The 17,252-nt window shown below is 69.5% G+C and carries 16 protein-coding genes; 9 read left to right on the top strand and 7 right to left on the bottom strand.

Annotated features, from left to right (window positions below; genetic code table 11):
- Positions 1-508: 508 nt before the first annotated feature.
- The 4 genes from AC0T5L_RS18880 (at position 509) to AC0T5L_RS18865 (ending at position 4,448) form a co-directional block, all read left to right on the top strand.
- Positions 509-1,063 (top strand): hypothetical protein, encoded by a 555-nt coding sequence (locus AC0T5L_RS18880; protein ID WP_476166766.1) that lies wholly within the window; start codon positions 509-511, stop codon positions 1,061-1,063.
- Positions 1,064-1,175: 112 nt separating this feature from the next.
- Entirely contained in the window at positions 1,176-1,592 is a 417-nt protein-coding gene (locus AC0T5L_RS18875; protein WP_476166765.1) for a hypothetical protein, read from the top strand.
- A 262-nt stretch (positions 1,593-1,854) separates the two neighbouring features.
- A complete protein-coding gene (locus tag AC0T5L_RS18870) occupies positions 1,855-2,946 on the top strand; it encodes a Gfo/Idh/MocA family oxidoreductase (RefSeq protein ID WP_476166764.1) in 1,092 nt (363 codons plus the stop codon).
- A 140-nt stretch (positions 2,947-3,086) separates the two neighbouring features.
- Entirely contained in the window at positions 3,087-4,448 is a 1,362-nt protein-coding gene (locus tag AC0T5L_RS18865) for a four-carbon acid sugar kinase family protein (protein ID WP_476166763.1), read from the top strand.
- A gap of 133 nt (positions 4,449-4,581) precedes the next feature.
- Here the strand turns inward: AC0T5L_RS18865 and AC0T5L_RS18860 are convergent, their stop codons facing one another.
- Positions 4,582-5,457: a helix-turn-helix domain-containing protein gene (locus AC0T5L_RS18860; RefSeq protein ID WP_476166762.1), complete on the bottom strand. Its 876-nt coding sequence runs from the start codon at positions 5,455-5,457 to the stop codon at positions 4,582-4,584.
- 136 nt (positions 5,458-5,593) lie between these two features.
- Between AC0T5L_RS18860 and AC0T5L_RS18855 the strand changes: the two genes are divergently transcribed.
- From AC0T5L_RS18855 to AC0T5L_RS18845, 3 genes are all read left to right on the top strand, one after another.
- Positions 5,594-6,313 carry an Atu4866 domain-containing protein gene (locus tag AC0T5L_RS18855; RefSeq protein WP_476166761.1) on the top strand — a complete coding sequence of 240 codons (720 nt, stop codon included), beginning with the start codon at positions 5,594-5,596 and terminating at the stop codon, positions 6,311-6,313.
- Positions 6,314-6,361: 48 nt separating this feature from the next.
- Positions 6,362-7,708 carry an amidohydrolase family protein gene (locus AC0T5L_RS18850; RefSeq protein ID WP_476166760.1) on the top strand — a complete coding sequence of 449 codons (1,347 nt, stop codon included), beginning with the start codon at positions 6,362-6,364 and terminating at the stop codon, positions 7,706-7,708.
- A gap of 363 nt (positions 7,709-8,071) precedes the next feature.
- Positions 8,072-8,503 carry a PPOX class F420-dependent oxidoreductase gene (locus AC0T5L_RS18845; protein ID WP_476166759.1) on the top strand — a complete coding sequence of 144 codons (432 nt, stop codon included), beginning with the start codon at positions 8,072-8,074 and terminating at the stop codon, positions 8,501-8,503.
- Positions 8,504-8,572: 69 nt separating this feature from the next.
- Here the strand turns inward: AC0T5L_RS18845 and AC0T5L_RS18840 are convergent, their stop codons facing one another.
- The 5 genes from AC0T5L_RS18840 to AC0T5L_RS18820 all read right to left on the bottom strand — a co-directional run bounded on the left by AC0T5L_RS18840 (position 8,573) and on the right by AC0T5L_RS18820 (position 13,533).
- On the bottom strand, positions 8,573-9,472 hold the full coding sequence (locus AC0T5L_RS18840; RefSeq protein WP_476166758.1) for an alpha/beta fold hydrolase: 900 nt from the start codon (positions 9,470-9,472) through the stop codon (positions 8,573-8,575).
- Between the two features lie 109 nt (positions 9,473-9,581).
- Positions 9,582-9,923, bottom strand: coding sequence for a DUF4873 domain-containing protein (locus tag AC0T5L_RS18835; protein WP_476166757.1), 342 nt, complete (start codon positions 9,921-9,923; stop codon positions 9,582-9,584).
- Entirely contained in the window at positions 9,920-11,467 is a 1,548-nt protein-coding gene (locus AC0T5L_RS18830) for a flavin-containing monooxygenase (protein WP_476166756.1), read from the bottom strand. The genes AC0T5L_RS18835 and AC0T5L_RS18830 overlap by 4 nt, the downstream gene beginning before the upstream one ends.
- A gap of 284 nt (positions 11,468-11,751) precedes the next feature.
- Complete coding sequence (locus tag AC0T5L_RS18825; protein WP_476166755.1) at positions 11,752-12,663, bottom strand: AurF N-oxygenase family protein; 912 nt, start codon at positions 12,661-12,663, stop codon at positions 11,752-11,754.
- A 15-nt stretch (positions 12,664-12,678) separates the two neighbouring features.
- On the bottom strand, positions 12,679-13,533 hold the full coding sequence (locus tag AC0T5L_RS18820; protein ID WP_476166754.1) for an SDR family NAD(P)-dependent oxidoreductase: 855 nt from the start codon (positions 13,531-13,533) through the stop codon (positions 12,679-12,681).
- A 116-nt stretch (positions 13,534-13,649) separates the two neighbouring features.
- Here AC0T5L_RS18820 and AC0T5L_RS18815 point away from each other — a divergent pair, with 116 nt between their 5' ends.
- Positions 13,650-14,450 (top strand): MerR family transcriptional regulator, encoded by an 801-nt coding sequence (locus AC0T5L_RS18815; protein WP_476166753.1) that lies wholly within the window; start codon positions 13,650-13,652, stop codon positions 14,448-14,450.
- Positions 14,451-14,469: 19 nt separating this feature from the next.
- Here the strand turns inward: AC0T5L_RS18815 and AC0T5L_RS18810 are convergent, their stop codons facing one another.
- Positions 14,470-16,383: a GMC oxidoreductase gene (locus AC0T5L_RS18810; protein WP_476166752.1), complete on the bottom strand. Its 1,914-nt coding sequence runs from the start codon at positions 16,381-16,383 to the stop codon at positions 14,470-14,472.
- A 217-nt stretch (positions 16,384-16,600) separates the two neighbouring features.
- Between AC0T5L_RS18810 and AC0T5L_RS18805 the strand changes: the two genes are divergently transcribed.
- Entirely contained in the window at positions 16,601-17,248 is a 648-nt protein-coding gene (locus AC0T5L_RS18805) for a DUF6230 family protein (RefSeq protein WP_476166751.1), read from the top strand.
- Positions 17,249-17,252: the final 4 nt, after the last annotated feature.

Genomic DNA, 17,252 nt, shown 5'->3' with positions numbered 1-17,252 from the left:
CCGTGCCTTCGGGCCGACACGGGTCCGCCGCCCGCCCGGTGCGCCGGCTGGGAGCATCGCGGGTGTGGCGTGCGAGGTTCCTTCGCCGGGCGCCCCAGAGCTGTCCGGGCGATGGTTTCAATCAGGTGGGACCACGGTGGCGCGTTCGGGTTCTCGCCAGCATTGTTCGAGCTCGGCGGCAGCGCGCTCTCCCAGAACGCGGGCACTGTGCGGGACTTGGCCGTGGGATTGGTTGTCGCGGCTTGGCCGGTAGTTCCCGAGGGCGTGGGCCCTGGCGCGAAGCGGATGTGCGACGCTGGGCGGATGAGAGGTACGAAGAGAGGGTTGAGGAGCCATTCCAGGCCCTCCATTTCAGAGAGTCCCAAGGGAAATCGGAGGGCTGCGTCGCTGCCTTGCCGGTGTTCCTTTCCGGGCTCCTTGGCCTATGTTCCCGGGGATCTTGTCAGGGGTGGCCGGGGTATGGGAACTCGTGGGTGCGGTCTTGGGTATTAGGTTCGGAGGCCGTCTGGTGTTCAAGAGGTGGTCATCCTTTTTCTTCGCTCTTCTCCTTGCTCTCTGCTTCGGTGTCATGATGGTGGGCCTGGGAGGCGCTGCCGCAGTGGGCGAGTACCTCGAAATACCAGCTGCCCTGTATGGCCTCGCCTTTTCTTTTGTGGCTGCTCTGCCGGTCTGGTTCACGTTCAACCTTGCTGTTTTTCCGGGGGTGGACGTGTGTGAGGGAAAAGTCGTCATGAAGGGGTTCCTGAGGGAGACGGAAGTACCTTCTGGCATGATCTCCGGGGTGAGGTGGCGGGGAGGCGTGGTGATTGATCTGAAAAACGGAAAGAAGATCCCGTGCGTTTCCTTCCCTGTTTCTCTGCACTCCCTGGTTCTGGGGTATAGGAACTTTAGAAGAGTGTCCCTGAACATAGAGGCTGCTGTGGCGGATTCGAGGCAGGATGTCGGCCCGGTCGCCGAGCGCGACTTTTGGCGTGTGCGGACTTTTCTGCTGATGGTTGCCTGCTATTTCTCCGTGTTCGGTGCGGCCTACGCGGTAGTGGGTATTGCGGCTCTAGGAGTGTGAAAGACTGTCTGCCAAAAGGAAGTGTCCGGAATCGCCCAGGTTCTCTGATTTCGGCCTCTTCAGGCTTCCTGACTACTTTATCGCTTTTTCCTCTGGAAAGTTTCGCGACCTGATGGTCTCCAGGGTCAAAAATGAGAGAGCACGTGCGGCCGGAGATGAGGGGGAAGATGTTGCGTTCGAGCTCCTGTTGGGTAGAGCCCCCGCCTCGCTCTTCGTGGTGATCGTGTTCCTGAATATTCCACTTATCCTTGCTGCGTTGCTGATGAAAACCATCCCCAGCTTATCGTTCGTTATTTTCACCTCCCTGGCCTTCTATGTTCCGTTTAAATCCTCCTTGTTTATAGTTGCGGTCGGAGAGCTGGTGTTCTCTGTGGCTGTTGCAAGGTGGAACCATTCACGTGGTGAGTTTGAGGCGAGGTATTTTTTTGACATATATGGCAAGATGAGGTATCCATTGGCTCTTTTTGGTTTTGTTCTGGCTGTGTGGTCTGTCTGCTCCGGTGGTATCGAGGGAATTGTCTATGGCTGATGTGGTGTAACTATTCGACTGGTGCCGGGTGGTCGGGAATTTTTGGGAGTAGTTCGAGGAAGTTGTTCATTGAGGTTCAGGAGATATTGTTCTCTTAAGGTGGTCATACCAGGTGCGGAGCTGCCTTGCTCGGGCGGCGGGGCGGGCTCTCACACCAGGAGCGCGACGCCGGTGGGTCTGAGAGCGTCTCCGTGCGTGGCTGGTCAGGATCGGGAACAGACGAGGGACCGGTTCCACACCGGACACCTCCTAGATTGGTGGCATGGCTGACGCACCCGACGCACCGAACACACCCGAGAACGGCGGACCCGAGTTGCACGTGGCGCTCATCGGCTACGGCAAGGGCGGCGAGGTCTTCCACGCGCCGCTGATCGACGCGGTACTGGGACTGCGCCTGTCCGCGGTGGTCACGGGCAACCCCGAGCGCCGCAGGGCCGCCGAGGCTCGCTACCCCGGTGTCACCGTGTACCCCAACGTCGCCGAACTGTGGGCGGACGCCGACCGCTACGAGATCGCGGTCGTCACCACGCCCAACGACACCCATGCCCCGCTGGCACAGGCCGCCCTGGAGGCGGGCATGGCGGTGGTGGTGGACAAGCCCTTCGCCCTGAACGCCGTGCAGGCGCGGGAGCTCACCGCCCTGGCGGGCAAGCTGGACCAGGTACTCACCGTGTACCAGAACCGGCGCTGGGACGCCGACTTCCTCACTCTGTGGAAGCTGATCGAGGAGGGTTCCCTGGGGCGGGTACACCGCTTCGAATCGCGCTTCGAGCGCTGGCGTCCGCAGGCCAAGGGGACCTGGCGCGAGAACGGCGGGGTCGAGGCCGGGGCGGGACTGCTCTACGACCTGGGGCCGCACCTGATCGACCAGGCGGTCAACCTGTTCGGTCCGGTCGCCTCCGTCTACGCCGAGATCGACGTCATGCGTGAGGGGGTCAACGCCGACGACGACGTCTTCCTGGCTCTCAGCCATGCCCGGGGCACCCGCTCCCACCTGTGGATGAGCGCGCTCACCGCCCAGGGCGGGCCGCGCTTTCGCGTGCTGGGGAACGAGGGGGCGTTCACCAGTTACGGGATGGACGAGCAGGAGGCCAGACTGACGGCGGGGGAGCGGGCCGACACCGCCGACTGGGGCGCGATCCCCGAGGAGGGCTGGGGCGTGCTCGGAGTGGACGGCGACACCCGGCGGGTACCCAGCGAGCGCGGCGCCTATCCCGAGTTCTACGCGGGGGTGCGCGACGCGGTCGGCGAGGGGGAGCCCCTTCCGGTCGATCTGCACGAGGTGCTCCACGGGCTGGAGGTCATCGAGGCCGCCCGGCGCAGCTCCCGCACGGGTTCGGTGGTCACCCTCTGACTCCGCGAGGCCGGGCCTTCGACGGGCCCGGCCGCTCCCCGGTGTTCCCCGGTGGGCCTATGTTGGAGGGAGGTCCTCCCCGGGTTTTCGTGCTGGATACCGCCGAACCCGACGCCGACGAACGCCGAAGGAGACGTACCGTGGCCCAGGTCCTCGTGGTCGCAGACGACCTCACCGGTGCCAACGCCACCGGTGCCAGGTTCGCCCGCACCGGGATGCGTGTGGCCACGGTGACCCCCGAGCACGTGAGCCGGGTCGCCGGAGACTACGACGTGGTCGTGGCCAACCTGGACAGCCGACACGTCCCCGGAGAGCAGGCCGCCGACTTGGTCACGGACGTGATCGAGGCGGTCTGGCCGGTGGGGCTGGTGGTCAAGCGCACCGACTCCACGCTGCGCGGCAACATCGGCGCCGAGCTGGAGGCCACCTACGCCGCCGTTCGCGACCGTGTCCCCGCCGGAACGCGGGTGAGGGTGCTGTTCACTCCGGCCTTTCCGGGATCGGGGCGCATCACCGAGGACGGGGTGCAACTGCTCAACGGGCTGCCGCTGGAGCGCACCGAGCTCGCGGTGGATCCGCTGTGCCCGATGACCACCAGTGTCGTCGCCGACATCCTCGCCGCTCAGACCGACCTGCCGGTGCGGCACGTGCCCGTGCGCCAGGTGACCCAGACGATGCTCACCGCCGAGCTGCTCGCCGGCGACGAGCCGGTCGTGGTGTGCGACGCGAGTACCGAACAGCACCTGACCGACATCGCCGAGGCCGCGGCGGACGCGCACCGCACCGACGGCACCGTGTGGGTGGCGGCCGACCCCGGGCCCACGGGGGCGCTGCTGGCCTACGCGCTGCGGTTGCGGGGCCAGGCGGGCTCGCGGGGACCGCTGCTGGGGGTGGTGGGCAGCACCACCGGGCTGACCGGTCGGCAGCTGGCCACGGTGGCGCGTACCGGCGCGGTGCGGTTCGTGGACGTGGACGCGGTGGCGCTCACCGGATCCGACGGCGACCACGCGGACGAGGTCGCGGAGGAGCTGTCCGAGCAGCTGACCTCGTCGGGCTTCCCGGAACTGTGCGTGCTGCGGGTGGTGAACACCTCCGACCAGGTGCGTGAGCTGCCGGCCCAGGCCCGGGTGGAGCTTCCGGTCCGGATCGCGCGGCTGGTAGCGGACGTGGTCAACGGGGTCGCCGACACCACGGGTGCCCACGCGCTGCCCAGCGGCCTGTACCTGTCCGGCGGGGACCTGGTGGCGAGCCTGCTGGACGAGCTGGGCGTGCACGCCTTCGACGTGGGTGGCGAGATCGTGCCGCTGGCGGTGCACGGACACCTCAGCGGAGGGCCGCTGGACGGGACGCCGGTCGTGGCCAAGGGGGGACTGGTGGGGGACGAGATCACCATGGTCGAGTGCCTGACCAAGCTGCGCAGGGCGGTGCGGACGCGGTTGCACCAGGTGCACTCGGAGGTGTCCGAGCACGTGGTGCCGACCCTGTCGCGGGACACGGTCTGAGCTCGGACCAACGCTGATCGGGCGTGCGGCGGGGCCCGGTGACGGAAGTGGCCGTCACCGGGCCCCGTTGTTGTTCGTGGTGTTGCGCTGGCGTCCGCTGCGGGGAAGTCGGCCGGAGGGTGGGAACGGGAGGTTAGCGCGGTGACCGCAAAGGTTCGTCGAGATGTGCTCGCCCACGGCGCGGCGGCCGGGCCGGATCGGCGGCCAGGGAGCCCAGCAGCCGCAGCGCCCGGAAATCAGGGCTGTCCGGCTCGGCCCGGTAGACGACCAGCTGGAGTCCGTCCTGCCCCCGCACGTCGAACACGTGTGAGGACAGGGTCAGTTCGCCCACCGCGCTGTGCCGGAACGCCTTGCCCTCGTGGGACTTGCCGCGCACGTCGTGCTCCTCCCACAGTTCCCGGAACCGGGCACTGCCCCGGCCCGCCTCCTCCACGAGTTCCAGTACCCGGCGGTCGTGCGGATCGTGCCCCAGCGCCAGGCGCAGGTTGGCCACGCACGCCCGGGCGGCCCGCAGCCAGTCGACGAAGAAGACCTCGCCCACCGGGTCCAGGAAGGTCATCCGCACCAGGTTGTCGGCCTCCGTGAAGTCGGTGTACAGCGCGTCCGTCAGCGCGTTGGCGGCCAGGAGGTCCAGGCGCCGGTCGATGACCATCGCCGGAGTGTCCGGCCAGGCGTCGAGCAGCATGCGCAGGTGCGCGTCGACACGCGTTCGTGCGGGCTCCGGGAGGTGCTCCGGCGAGACCCCGGCCAGGCGGAACAGGTGGTCACGGGCGTCGGGCTCCAGGCCGAGGGCCCGGGCGACGGCGTTGAGGACCGAGGCGGAGGGGTGGCGTTCCCTGCCCTGTTCCAACCGCGTGTAGTAGTCGGCGCTCACCCCGGCCAGGACGGCGACCTCCTCACGGCGCAGTCCGGCCACCCGGCGCGTACCGCTGGAGGCGAGACCGACGTCGTCCGGGCCGAGGCGGGCGCGGCGGGCGGTCAGGAAGGCTCCGAGTTCCGTGTGGGGCATGCCGCCAGCCTAAGGAGAAGGGGTCCCGCCAGCCAGGGTGGGCCGCACCCAGGTAGAGCCCGGCCTGGTCGCGCAGGCGCTCGGAGCCGAGGGTGGAGAGCGTCCCTGACACCCACACACCTTCGGGAAGTGAACCATGAGCACCACGCTGTTCGACGAGGGCCTGCTGGAGACCATCGCCGCCGAGCCCAAGCGCCCGCTGATGTTCGTCAACGCCACCGTGTACACGCTCGACCCGCTGATCGGCGACCTGACCGGTGCCGACCTGCTGCTGGGCGGCGAGGAGATCGTCGGTGTCGGTACCGGCCTGTACACGGCGGCCGAGGACGACGGCGCGGCCGTCGTGGACTGCACGGGCCTGACCATCGTTCCGGGCGTCGTGGAGGACGACACCGTCGCCGGGCTGCGCCGGCGCCCCTCCGACCGGGTCGGCACGCTGGCTCCCGGAAGTCCGGCGACCTTCGCCGTGATCTCGGGGTACTCCTCCGGGGCCTCGGCCCTGGAACGGGTGGTCTGGCGCCCGGAGCAGGCCGCCGCGATCGTCATCGACGGCGAGATCGCCCTGTTCAACGGCCGCCGCCTCACCGGACCCCGCAATGAGCCGGGCACGAGGCAGAGCCCGGCTGACAGCCCGTACCTGGGCATGTGGGTCGACGAGACGGGCTTCATCCACCAGGAGCTGACCGCGGACGGTCGCTACGACGAGGCGCGCGGCGGGCGCCCCCACGCCTACCAGGGAGCGTTCTGGATCGAGGGGGACCGCATCGTCTACCGGGACGACCTGGGGTTCTGGGCCTACGGCCGTTTCGTCGACGACGTGCTCCACCACGCGGGCTACGTCTTCCACCGCCGCTGACAGCAACCGGCGGACACCGACCACCTCCGACAGAACACGAGGAGAACCATGAGCGGCACGCTGTTCACCGGTGGGGCCGTCGTCACGATGGATCCGCGGACCGGCGACCTCGAACGCGGGGACGTCCTGGTCCGCGCGGACCGGATCGTCGCCGTCGGCGCGGACCTGACGACGCACCCGGACGCGGCCGGGGCGACCGTGGTCGACACGGCCGGGCGCGTCGTCGCCCCCGGGTTCGTCGACACCCATCGCCACGCCTGGCAGGCGCAGATGCGCCGCAGCATCCCCGACGTGTCCGACCTGGGCGCGTATGTGGCGTCCACCCTCGGCGAGGTCGCGCCCCGGTACACGCCCCACGACATGTACGTGGGCACCCGGCTCGCGGCACTCACCGCCCTGGACGCCGGGATCACCACGATGCTGGACTTCTCGCACAACTCGCGCACGGCCGCCCACTCCGACGCCGCGATCCGCGCGCTCGCCGACACCGGTATCCGAGGCGTACACGCCTCCATGGGCCCGCACTTCGGCGACTGGGACCGCCAGTGGCCCGGGGACCTGGAACGCCTGTGCGCCGACCACCAGGGGGCGGGCAAGGGCCTGGTCACGATCCGTCTGGCGGCCCTGGCCACCGACGAGATCGCGGGCCCCTCCCTCGCCTACGGCAAGGAGCTGGCGGCGGTGGCGCGCGCCCTCGACCTCGGGGTGAGCGTCGACGCGGTGTTCGGCGCCCCTTCCTCCGAGGCGATCCTGAGCTGGGCCGACACGGACCTGCTCGGCCCCGGCCTGTGCCTGATCCATGCCACCGGACTGTCCCCGGACGCGTGGCGGGCCATGGGCGAGACCGGGACCACCGTCTCACTGGCGCCCTCCTCGGACGCCCAGATCGGATTGGAGAGCGCGGTTCCGGCGGTCGACGAGGCGCTCGCGGTCGGTATTCGCCCCGGTCTGGGCATCGACGTGGAGGTGGCGCTGTCCAGCGACATGTTCACGCAGATGCGGACGCTGCTCGCCATCCAGCGCATGCGCGCGGTGCGGGGAGTGTACGGGAGCGGTGCCCCCGTGCCGGACCGGATCACCACCCGTGATGTGCTCGACTTCGCCACCCGTCAGGGCGCGCGCACCATCGGGTTGGGCGAGGTGACCGGGACGCTCTCTCCCGGGAGGCAGGCGGACCTGATCGTGGTCGACGCCGGTGACGTCAACACCATGCCGTTGAACGACCCGGTGGGCACGCTCGTGCTCGGCGCCGACGCCCGCAACATCGAGACGGTCATGGTGGCCGGTCGGATCCGCAAGGAGCACGGGCGACTGGTCGGGGTGGACCTCAACGGCCTGCGCGAGGAGGCCACCGCCTCGCGGGACCGCATCGTCGCTTCCCTGGGGCGGAGGTGACGCGGGCGTATGGGGTGACGGCCTGTACGGGGTCGGCCGGGGAGTGTTCGTGTGACGGCCCCAAGCCCAGGGGCTGGGAGCAGGCGGCCTGCGGCGCGATCGCCTGGGGCGTCGTCCGCGCGCACGTGGTCCCGTGCGCCCGCAGGAGTGGCCCGCCCCGGGCGCGAGCCACCTGCACGCTCTACCCGACCCCCACACCACGAGGGCGGATCCCTCGGCGTCAGTGCCGGACTTCTGCGGTTCGTCAGGGCACTGACCGGTCAGGCCGTGGATGATGGGTGAACAGCCACGCGGCGATGACCGAGCCCCCGGCCACGCATCGCCACGAACAGTCAGCACCCGGTCGAGAGGTGACTCCCGAACATGACCGCCACACCGTTCAACCCACGCACGCTGCTCGCGGAAGGCCGGCTCGGTGTCCTCGCGACGATCAAGTCGGACGGCCGCCCCCAGCTATCCCCCGTCATGCCCTTCTACGACCAGGAGGCCGAGGTCGTCTACGTCTCGATGACCGAGGGGCGGGCCAAGACGGCGAACCTGCGCCGGGACCCACGGGCAGCACTGGAGGTCACCAGCTCCGACGGCTGGGCGTGGGCCACCGCGGAGGGCACGACGGTACTCACCGGTCCGGGTGCCGACCCCCACGGGCCCGAGGTCGAGGCGCTGGTGCGCTACTACCGTCGCGCCTCCGGGGAGCACCCGGACTGGGAGGAGTACCGGTCGGTGATGGTGTCCGACCGCAGGGTACTCATGACGATGACGGTCGACCACGTGTACGGCGACAGGATCCGCTGACGGCCTCCGCGCAGGCCGACGCCCCCCGGTCGTCCTCTGCCGGGGGGCGTCCTGGGGTGCGGGCCCGTGTCAGGCGGCCTCCGACCGGGCTTCCAGGTGCTCGGCGGCGAGGTTCTCCAGCTGTTCGGACAGGACCTCGGGATACTCCAACGGCCCCATGTGTCCAGCACCGGGGATCTCCCGCACGCCGCGGCAGTCCTTCAGCAGCGAGGCGATGTGCTGCGCGTGCCAGGGCGGGGTCAGCTTGTCGTCGGTTCCCACCAGCACGACGGTGGGCACCGAGATCTGCCGGGCTGTCTCCTCGGCCTCCAGTTCGCTGATCACACCTCCCCACGCACCACGGGGTACGGCTCCGCACGCGTGCACCATCCTCATGCACAGCCGTACCATGCGCGGGTCCGACTTCCTGCCCATCACCATGGACTTCAGCACCGCGGTGGTCACGGCGTTGCGCGGCCCCAGGGGCAGGGGCGCCTGCAAGAAGATCCGCGCGCCGAGTGTCCCGAGGGGACCCGGCAGCGGGACCGCGGTCGAGCGCTCGGGCAGCTGCGTGCACCCGGTGTTGGTGAGCAGCACCGCGGCGGCCCTGTCCTGGAACACCGGGTGCGCACCGGCCGCCATGACGGTCATCCCGCCCATGCTGTGCCCGGCCACCACGGCCTTTCGCCCCTCGGGAACGGTCGCCTCCAGCACCGCGCACAGGTCCTCGGTCAGCTTCTCCGCGCCGTACCCCGCGCGGGTGATCGGTGTCTGGGAGCGGCCGTGGCCGCGCTGGTCGTAGAGAACCACCCGCAAGGACGGGTCGAGTTCGCGCACCACCGGCCCCCAGGAGGCCAGCGACGTCGCCCAGCAGTGGGCGAAGACCACGGTAGGCCCGTCCTCGGGGCCGCGCACCTCGACGTGCAGCAGCGTGCCGTCGGCGGAGCGCACCTGGAGCTCACGGACCTGACCCACGTGTCGGGTTGCCATCGGGGATACCTCTCACTCGGGGGTAAGGCGCGCCGGGGGAGCTGACGGGGGTACCCCCTCGGGTCGGCGCGTGCCCGAGGGGGTGTCTGGGGGGAGGGGGCGGTCCGGCTCAGTCGTCGAGTTCGTCGATCTCGATGCTGGGGACCGCGAAGGGAGGGCTGCCTGCACCGTTGACCGGGTGCCCGCCCCACAGGTTGGGCTCGTCCAGGGCGCCGGTGCCCTCGAAGCCGTCGGGGGTCCGCACCACGACGGTCCGCGCCCCCTCGCGGAAGGCCTCGGTCACCTCGGGGCTGGGGGACAGCCGCCCGCGCCAGCGGTAGTCGCCGGTCAGCGGGGAGAAGTGGCCCGCCAGGTGGGCCCGCACCTCCACGGTCCTCTCCTCGTCGGTACCGGGCAGCACGACCGTCACCGTGCCCCGGTACTCCTCCTCGTCGTCACCGAACCCGCTCATCGCGCCTGCCTCCCGGCGGTGGTCAGCACACGGTCGGACCGGTGGGAACCGCGCGTCCGCGCGCGGTCGACCCGCAGGTCGTAGTTGTGGGGGTCGAACCAGCGCGTGCGCAGGGCGAAGTTCCACGTGAAGGTCGGCCACAGCGTGGTGTTGCGGCCGTTCTCGTTCAGGTACCAGCTGTCGCAGCCGCCGGTCACCCACACGGTGCCCTCCATGGACTTGGAGAGCATCTCGTTGTAGTCCTCCTGGGCCTGCGGACGCACGTCCATGCGGTCGAGCCCGTTCCGGCACAGGTACTTGAGCGCCTGCATGGTGTACCGGATCTGGGCCTCGATCATGAACACCTGCGAGGTGTGGCCCAGCCCGGTGTTCGGTCCGGCGAGCACGAACGCGTTCGGGAACCCGGCGACGGTGGTGCCGCGGAAGGCCTGCACGTCCTCGCCCCAGTGGTCGGACATCGAACTGCCCTCGGAGTTGAAGATCCGCTGTGCCACCGGCGGATCGGTCACGTGGAAGCCGGTACCGAGGATGATCGTGTCGACCTCGTGCTCGGTCTCCCGGCCCGCGGAGTCGCGGGTGACCACGGCGTTCGGGCGGACCTCCACGATGCCGTCGGTGACCACGTCCGCGTTGGGCTCGGCCAGCGCCTGGTAGTAGTCGTTGGACATCAGGATGCGCTTGCAGCCCGCCCGGAAGCTCGGGGTGAGCTTGGCCCGCAGCTCCGGGTCCTTCACGCTGCGGCGGATGTTGGCCCGGCCCAGGGCCTCCACGACCGAGAGCAGCTTGGGGTTCTTGGCGAAGCCGAGGATGTAGCTCTCCCGGCCCCAGTAGATGCTCTTGCGGGCGATCTGCTGGGTGAGCGGGATGTTCCGGTACAGCCAGCCCTCCAGTTTGGTGATGTCGCGGTCGTGCCGGAACATCACCCACGGCGCGGTCCGTTGGAACAGCGTCAGCTTCCCGGCCTTGGGCTGGATCTTGGGCACGAACTGGATCGCGGACGCCCCGGTGCCGATCACGGCGATCCTGCGGCCGGCCAGGTCGTGGTCGTGGTCCCAGTCCGCCGAGTGGAACATCTTCCCCTCGAACGTCTCCAGACCCTTGATGTCGGGGTAGGAGGGGTCGGCGAGCGGCCCGGCCCCGCTGACCAGGAACTGGGCGGTGACGGTGCCCCGCCCGGTCTCGATCCGCCACCGGTTGCCCTCCGGCTCCCAGTGCGCGGACTTCACGTCGTGGCCGTAGCGGACGTGCCTGTCGACACCGTGTTCCCCGGCGACCCGCTTCATGTAGTCGAAGATCTCGGGCTGCGGGGAGAAGCTGCGGCTCCAGTTCGGGTTGGGCGCGAACGAGAACGAGTACAGGTGCGAGGGGACGTCGCAGGCGGCGCCCGGGTAGGAGTTGTCACGCCAGGTGCCGCCCACCTCGTCGGCGCGCTCCAGAACCACGAAGTCCTTCAGACCGGCCTGTTTGAGGCGGACGGCCATCCCGATCCCGGCGAAGCCGGACCCGATGATGGCCACCCGGAAGTGGGGTGGTGCTTCGGTCACGTTCTGGTCCCTTCGTGCGAACCGGCCCGGAGTGCTGCCGCTCGGGTCGGGGAGTGGGTCCCCCGGGGACGTGGCGCGTTTCGCCCCCGGGGGAGTTGCCGCCCCGGAAGGCGCGGCGCGTGTGCCTTCCGGGGAGTGGGTCCCCCGGGGACGTGGCGCGTTTCGCCCCCGGGAGGTTCAACCACCGCCGGAGAACGTGGCGCGTTTCGTACTCCGGCGGTGGGGTCTGGGGAGGGTGGTGTGGAGCGGACACGGGGCGGTTCCGTGTCCCACCGGGCCGGGGGTCAGCCGAGCAGCCCGGCCTTCTTCCAGAAGTAGCGGCCCAGGCCGGAGATGGCGCCGGCGGTGCCCAGAGTGCCCACGACCTTGCGGGCGGCCCAGGTCTTGGTGCCGGTCCAGTGGGGGTTGCTCTGGGCGACCCGGCGTGCCTCGCGCGGGTCGAGCCCGACCTGCGCGTACACCTTGGGGTTGATCAGCCGGGTGGCCGAGTAGTAGGTGACCAGGCCGAGGATGATCCGGCTGTAGGCCCTGTTGACCGGGCCGCGGTTGGTCCAGTCGCGCTGGAACTCCTCGCGGGCGTAGCGCATGTGCCGCGCCTCCTCCACCACGTGGATGCGGGAGACCGAGCGCACCAGCGGCAGGATCTGCTCGTCGGGTACCGCCTCGCGCTGGATCTGGTCGAGGACCTCCTCCACGAACAGGGCCCCGGCGAAGATCAGCGGTCCGTGCGCGATCGTCTTGAAGAGGTTGCCGAGGTGGAAGGCGACCGGGTCGAGCTTGTGCGTCTCCCAGCCGAGCTTGTCCACCATCTTGGCGAACATCACCGTGTGGCGGCACTCGTCGGCGATCTCGGTGTAGGCGTACTGGACGTGGTTGCTGCTCGGATCGTTGTGGTACGCGTGGCGGACCAGCATCTGCATGAGGATGGTCTCGAACCAGATGCCGATGGTCGCGACGCTGGCGATCTCCAGGCGGGAGAGCTCCTTGCGCTGCTCATCGCTGAGCTGGTCCCACAGGTAGGTGCCGTACAGCGAGATGCGCTCGGGACGGATCGCCCACATGTCCTTGTCGACGGGGGCGTCCCAGTCGATCTCGACGAGCGGGTCGAAGGAGGCCTTCGCCGAACCGCGCAGCAGCCGCTTGGCGATGTCCTCGCGGTCGGTGAGCTTGGGCTTGGCGGTGATCTCTGCGGTCATCTTTCTTCCTCCTCCTCAGGACGCGTTCGGCTGGGCCAGGGAGCCGCCGTGCCGCGTGTGGAGACCCCTGGCTATCTCCGCGTCGCCAAAGGCACCGTCCGACAGGAGCAGGCCGATCTGGAGCGACACGATCTGTTCGGTGGTGCCGGGGAAGTACCGGAACAAGTGCAGTCCGGCGGTGCCGAGCGCGGTGGAGGCCACGTCGCGGGAGGCCCGTTTGGCCCCGGCCGCGCGGACCACCGCCATGACGGTGTCGCGCTCGCGTTCGGCTGGGACGAGGCCGTCGAGTGCGACGCCCGTGGCCCGGGAGCTTTCGTGGATGGGGGTGTCGACGTAGCCGGGGTAGACGGTGGTGACCCCGACGTGGGTGCCGTACTCGGCGCGCAGGCAGTCGGCGTAGGCGGTGAGCGCCCGCTTGGACACCGTGTAGGCACCGGCGAAGGGCAGTTGCAGGTTCGCCAGCAGGGAGGCGGTGATGACGACGCGGCCCTTGCTCTGGAGCAGGGCGGGCATCGCGGCCGCGGTGACCCGCCAGGTGCCCAGCAGGTTGACCTCCAGCGCCTGGTGGACGCCCGCGTCGGGGGCCTGGCCGATGTCCACGGCCGGTCCGACGCCCGCGTAGTGGATCAGCAGGTCCAGGCGTCCGTCGAGTTGCTCGACGGCCTCCGCGACGCCCTGGCGGACCTGTTCGTCGTCGGTGATGTCGCAGCCGATGACGCCGGGGGCGGGTTTGCGGTCGATGCCGACGACGTTCACACCGAGGTGACGGAGGACGGCCACGGTGGCGCTGCCGAACGCTCCGGAGGCGCCGGTGACGATGGCGTTCTGGCCGGGAAGCCGGCGCAGGTGGCGCGGCAAGGGGGTCGTCATGTGATCTCCTCCACAGTCATTGCTGGAACGTTACAACGCTCATTGTCACAATGCAACGGGATGGAACCAGAAATTTACTGACGAGTAAGGTTCGCGGGGTTCTCTAGGCTTGACCCATGGCCGAATACCGCATTGACGAACTCGCCCGGCTCGCCGACACGACGGTGCGCAACGTCCGGGTGTACCAGGACCGGGGTCTGCTCGCCCCTCCCCGAAGAGAGGGACGCGTAGGCATCTACTCCGAGGCTCATCTGGCACGTCTGCGGCTCATCGGCCAGCTGCTGCGGCGCGGGTACACCTTCGCCAACATCGGTGAGATGGTCCGGGTGTGGGAGCGCGGCGGCGACCTGTCCGACATCCTCGGCTTCGAGTCGGCCATAGGGGACGCCTGGAGCGACGAGATCGCCGACTACCTCACCCTCGGGGACCTGCGTGAGCTCTTCGGCATGGGGGTGACACCGCGGACGGTGAAGCGCTCCCTGGACCTGGGCGTGCTCGAACGCGACGGGCTGCGCTTCCGGGTGCCCAGCCCCCGGCTGCTGCACGCCGGTGTGGAGCTGGTCAAGCTGGGCATGAGCGTGGACTCGGTACTCGACATAGCGGAGAACCTGCGTGAGAAGGTCGGCGACGTCGCCGACCACATGGTCCGCCTGGTCGCCGACCACATACTCACCGAGTACGCCCCCGGCACGGTGGTCAGGAGCGAGGAGACCGCTGAGATGGCCGAACTGATACGCCGCGTGCGCCCCCTCGCGCAGCAGGCCGTGGACGCGGTCCTGGCACAGGCGATGGCGGAGAAGCTCACCAACGTCATGGGGGAGCACTTCGCCCTGGCGATGGAGTACCTGGACAAGGAGAGCGCCGGCAAGGAGCAGGACGGCCCGAGCGCCGCCGAGGGCCTGACGGGATCAGCCTGAGACCGATCCCGTCAGGCGCTCACGCCCCGGCGTCGTCCCCGGCGGTCTCCGCGGCTCCCTCCACCGCGGCGGCCCCCGCCCCGGACACCGGCTCCTCGGGCTCCCCCGCCACCGGATTCCCGGCGCGTGCCGAGGAGTCGGCCACCGACAGCGGCAGCGGGGTGGTGAACCGCAGTTCGGCGAAGGCGCCGGCAGGGACGGCCGGGGACCCGGGGAACACCGGCCTGGTCCGCCGGTACCCGGCGCCCTGCTCGGGGCGCGGATCCTCCTCGCCCTTGTTCGGCCACATCGACATCGCGCGCTCGGCCTGGGCGGTGATGGTCAGCGACGGGTTCACACCCAGGTTCGCGGTGACCGCGGAACCGTCCACCACGTGGACGCCCGGGTGCCCGTACAGCCGGTGGTACGGGTCGATGACGCCGCTCCGCGCACTGTCGCCGATCGGGCAGCCGCCCAGGAAGTGCGCGGTCATCGGGATGTTGAACACGTCCCCCCACGTGCCGCCCGGGAAGCCGTCGATGCGTTCGGCCAGCCTGCCGGCCGCCTCCTGCCCCGCCGGGATCCACGTCGGGTTCGACTCCCCGTGGCCCTGCCGGGAGGTCAGCTTCCTCCTCCCGCCGAACAGCCCGCGCCTGACCGACGTGGTCAGCGAGTTGTCCAGGGACTGCATCACCAGACCGATGATGGTGCGCTCCGACCACCGGCGGTTGGAGAAGCTGCGGGCGAACGTGTGCGGGTGGCGCGCCGCCAGGCCGAGGAACCGCAGCCAGCGCGGGATCCTCCCGCCGCCGGGCACCTGTATGGCGGTGAGCAGTCCCATCGCGTTGGAGCCCTTGCCGTAGCGGACCGGCTCGATGTGTGTGTTCTCGTCCGGGTGGATCGAGGAGGTGATGGCCACGCCCCGGGTCAGGTCCTCCGGCGGCGGGACATGGCGGCTCATCGCGCCGACGAGTGCCTCGGAGTTGGTGCGGGTGAGCGTGCCGAGCTTCGCCGACAGCCGCGGCAGTGCCCCTGAGTCGCGCATCCGGTGCAGCAGGGCCTGGGTGTTGTAGGTCCCCGCGGCCACCACGACCTGGCGGGCGGTGAACGTGCGGGCGTTCGACCGGCGCCGGGGCGCTCCGGTCCTGAGGGTGTCGGCGGCGAACCCGCCGTGGGGCAGCTCGCGCAGGCGCTCGACGGTGGTCAGGGGGTGCACTTCGGCGCCGTCCCGCTCGGCGAAGTACAGGTAGTTCTCGGTGAGGGTGTTCTTGGCGCCGTGGCGGCACCCGGTCATGCACTCGCCGCACTCCTGGCAGGCTCTGCGGTTCGGACCCGCGCCACCGAAGTAGGGGTCGCCCACCGGTTCGCCCGGCGCGGCCCGGCTGCCCTCGCCGTCCTGGCCGTCACCGAAGCACACGCCCACCGGGGTGAGGCGGAAGGTGTGCCCGACGCCCATGTCCTCGGCGACCGCCTTCAGGTGCACGTCGGAGGGGGTGACGGTGGGGTTGGTGCGCACGCCGAGCATGCGGCGGGCCTGGTCGTAGAACGGCGCCAGCTCCGACTTCCAGTCGGTGATGTGCCGCCACTGCGGGTCCTCGAAGAACGGGTCCATCGGGTGGTACAGCGTGTTGGCGTAGTTGAGGGAGCCTCCGCCGACACCGGCGCCGGCCAGGATCATCACGTCGCGCAGCAGGTGGATGCGCTGGATACCGTACATACCGAGCTGGGGCGCCCACAGGAAGTTCTTCACGTCCCAGGAGGAGGAGGGCAGCGTCTCGGGTGTGAAGCGGCGTCCCGCTTCCAGGACACCGACGCGGTAGCCCTTCTCGGTGAGGCGCAGGGCGCTCACCGAACCGCCGAATCCGGAGCCCACGACGAGTACGTCGTAGTCGAAGCGGTCGTCGGTCTGATCGGGGGAGGTGGCGGTGGGATCTGTCTTGCGCTCTGGGGGCACGGCTGGTCTCTCTCCAGGTCAGTCGCGGGACCGTATTGCGCCGGATACGAGTCCGCAACATTGAATGCGCCATCTAGAAATGTGACATTATCTATTGTAATGTTCGTCACTACCGCCGAGTAGGTTGTGTTCCATGTAACACGCGTGGCGCGCTCCGGCGCAAGTTTCGCTTCCCCTCTCGCCGCCCCCCAAGACGGCGGAATACAGGAGGTACCTCATGCCCAAGGCTTCCAGCGAGGCGCCCGAAGCGCCCCAGGATACGCCTGAGCAGCACGAAGGCAGCGGTGGCACCCGGTGGCGCAGATTCGCCCTCGTGGCGGTCCCGGGGTTCGTCGCCGCCGCCGTCCTCGGCGGAATGACCACACAGGGTCTGCTCGCCGCCTCTTTCGCCGTGTCAGGTGACAGTTTCAAGATGTCCGCCGACGAGCTCGTCGGCCACGGTTTCACTCAGTACGGCGCCTCCGCCGACTCCGTGGACGGCTCCTCCCGGGCGGTGGGCCTGTCCTCGGTGAACACCGCGGAGCTGACCAACCTGTGCATGTCCTCCCTCTGGGACCTGCCCGTCGGCGAGGCCACCCTCGTCATCAACGCGGGTGAGGCCACCCCCGTCGAGGGCACCAACCTCGTCCTGGACATCGAACAGCTCCAGGGCAACGCCGAGTTCGACGCCATCGAGATCGGCCGCGACGCCAGCACGCTGGACAAGGCCGACGGCGGCCAGGGTCCCGAGGGCGGTTTCGGTTTGCAGGCCGACTCCATCACCGTCGATGACATGGAGCTGACCACGTGGGCGGTCACCTCCGGATCCTTGCGCCTGTCCGGCCTGAAGCTGGGGATCAAGCCCGGCAACCACGAATGCTTCTGATCCC

This window comes from Nocardiopsis sp. TRM 82005 (genome assembly GCF_056312425.1).
Note: the sequence above shows the minus strand (reverse complement) of the source record. Positions and strands in the feature narration are given on the sequence as shown.

Bases quoted from the DNA above. Each gene is read 5' to 3' on its own strand.
- AC0T5L_RS18875 (WP_476166765.1), top strand. From the start codon at position 1,176: ATGGTCTCCAGGGTCAAAAATGAGAGAGCACGTGCGGCCGGAGATGAG.
- AC0T5L_RS18870 (WP_476166764.1), top strand. From the start codon at position 1,855: ATGGCTGACGCACCCGACGCACCGAACACACCCGAGAACGGCGGACCC.
- AC0T5L_RS18860 (WP_476166762.1), bottom strand. From the start codon at position 5,457: ATGCCCCACACGGAACTCGGAGCCTTCCTGACCGCCCGCCGCGCCCGC.
- AC0T5L_RS18855 (WP_476166761.1), top strand. From the start codon at position 5,594: ATGAGCACCACGCTGTTCGACGAGGGCCTGCTGGAGACCATCGCCGCC.
- AC0T5L_RS18850 (WP_476166760.1), top strand. From the start codon at position 6,362: ATGAGCGGCACGCTGTTCACCGGTGGGGCCGTCGTCACGATGGATCCG.
- AC0T5L_RS18845 (WP_476166759.1), top strand. From the start codon at position 8,072: ATGACCGCCACACCGTTCAACCCACGCACGCTGCTCGCGGAAGGCCGG.
- AC0T5L_RS18840 (WP_476166758.1), bottom strand. From the start codon at position 9,472: ATGGCAACCCGACACGTGGGTCAGGTCCGTGAGCTCCAGGTGCGCTCC.
- AC0T5L_RS18835 (WP_476166757.1), bottom strand. From the start codon at position 9,923: ATGAGCGGGTTCGGTGACGACGAGGAGGAGTACCGGGGCACGGTGACG.
- AC0T5L_RS18825 (WP_476166755.1), bottom strand. From the start codon at position 12,663: ATGACCGCAGAGATCACCGCCAAGCCCAAGCTCACCGACCGCGAGGAC.
- AC0T5L_RS18820 (WP_476166754.1), bottom strand. From the start codon at position 13,533: ATGACGACCCCCTTGCCGCGCCACCTGCGCCGGCTTCCCGGCCAGAAC.
- AC0T5L_RS18815 (WP_476166753.1), top strand. From the start codon at position 13,650: ATGGCCGAATACCGCATTGACGAACTCGCCCGGCTCGCCGACACGACG.
- AC0T5L_RS18805 (WP_476166751.1), top strand. From the start codon at position 16,601: ATGCCCAAGGCTTCCAGCGAGGCGCCCGAAGCGCCCCAGGATACGCCT.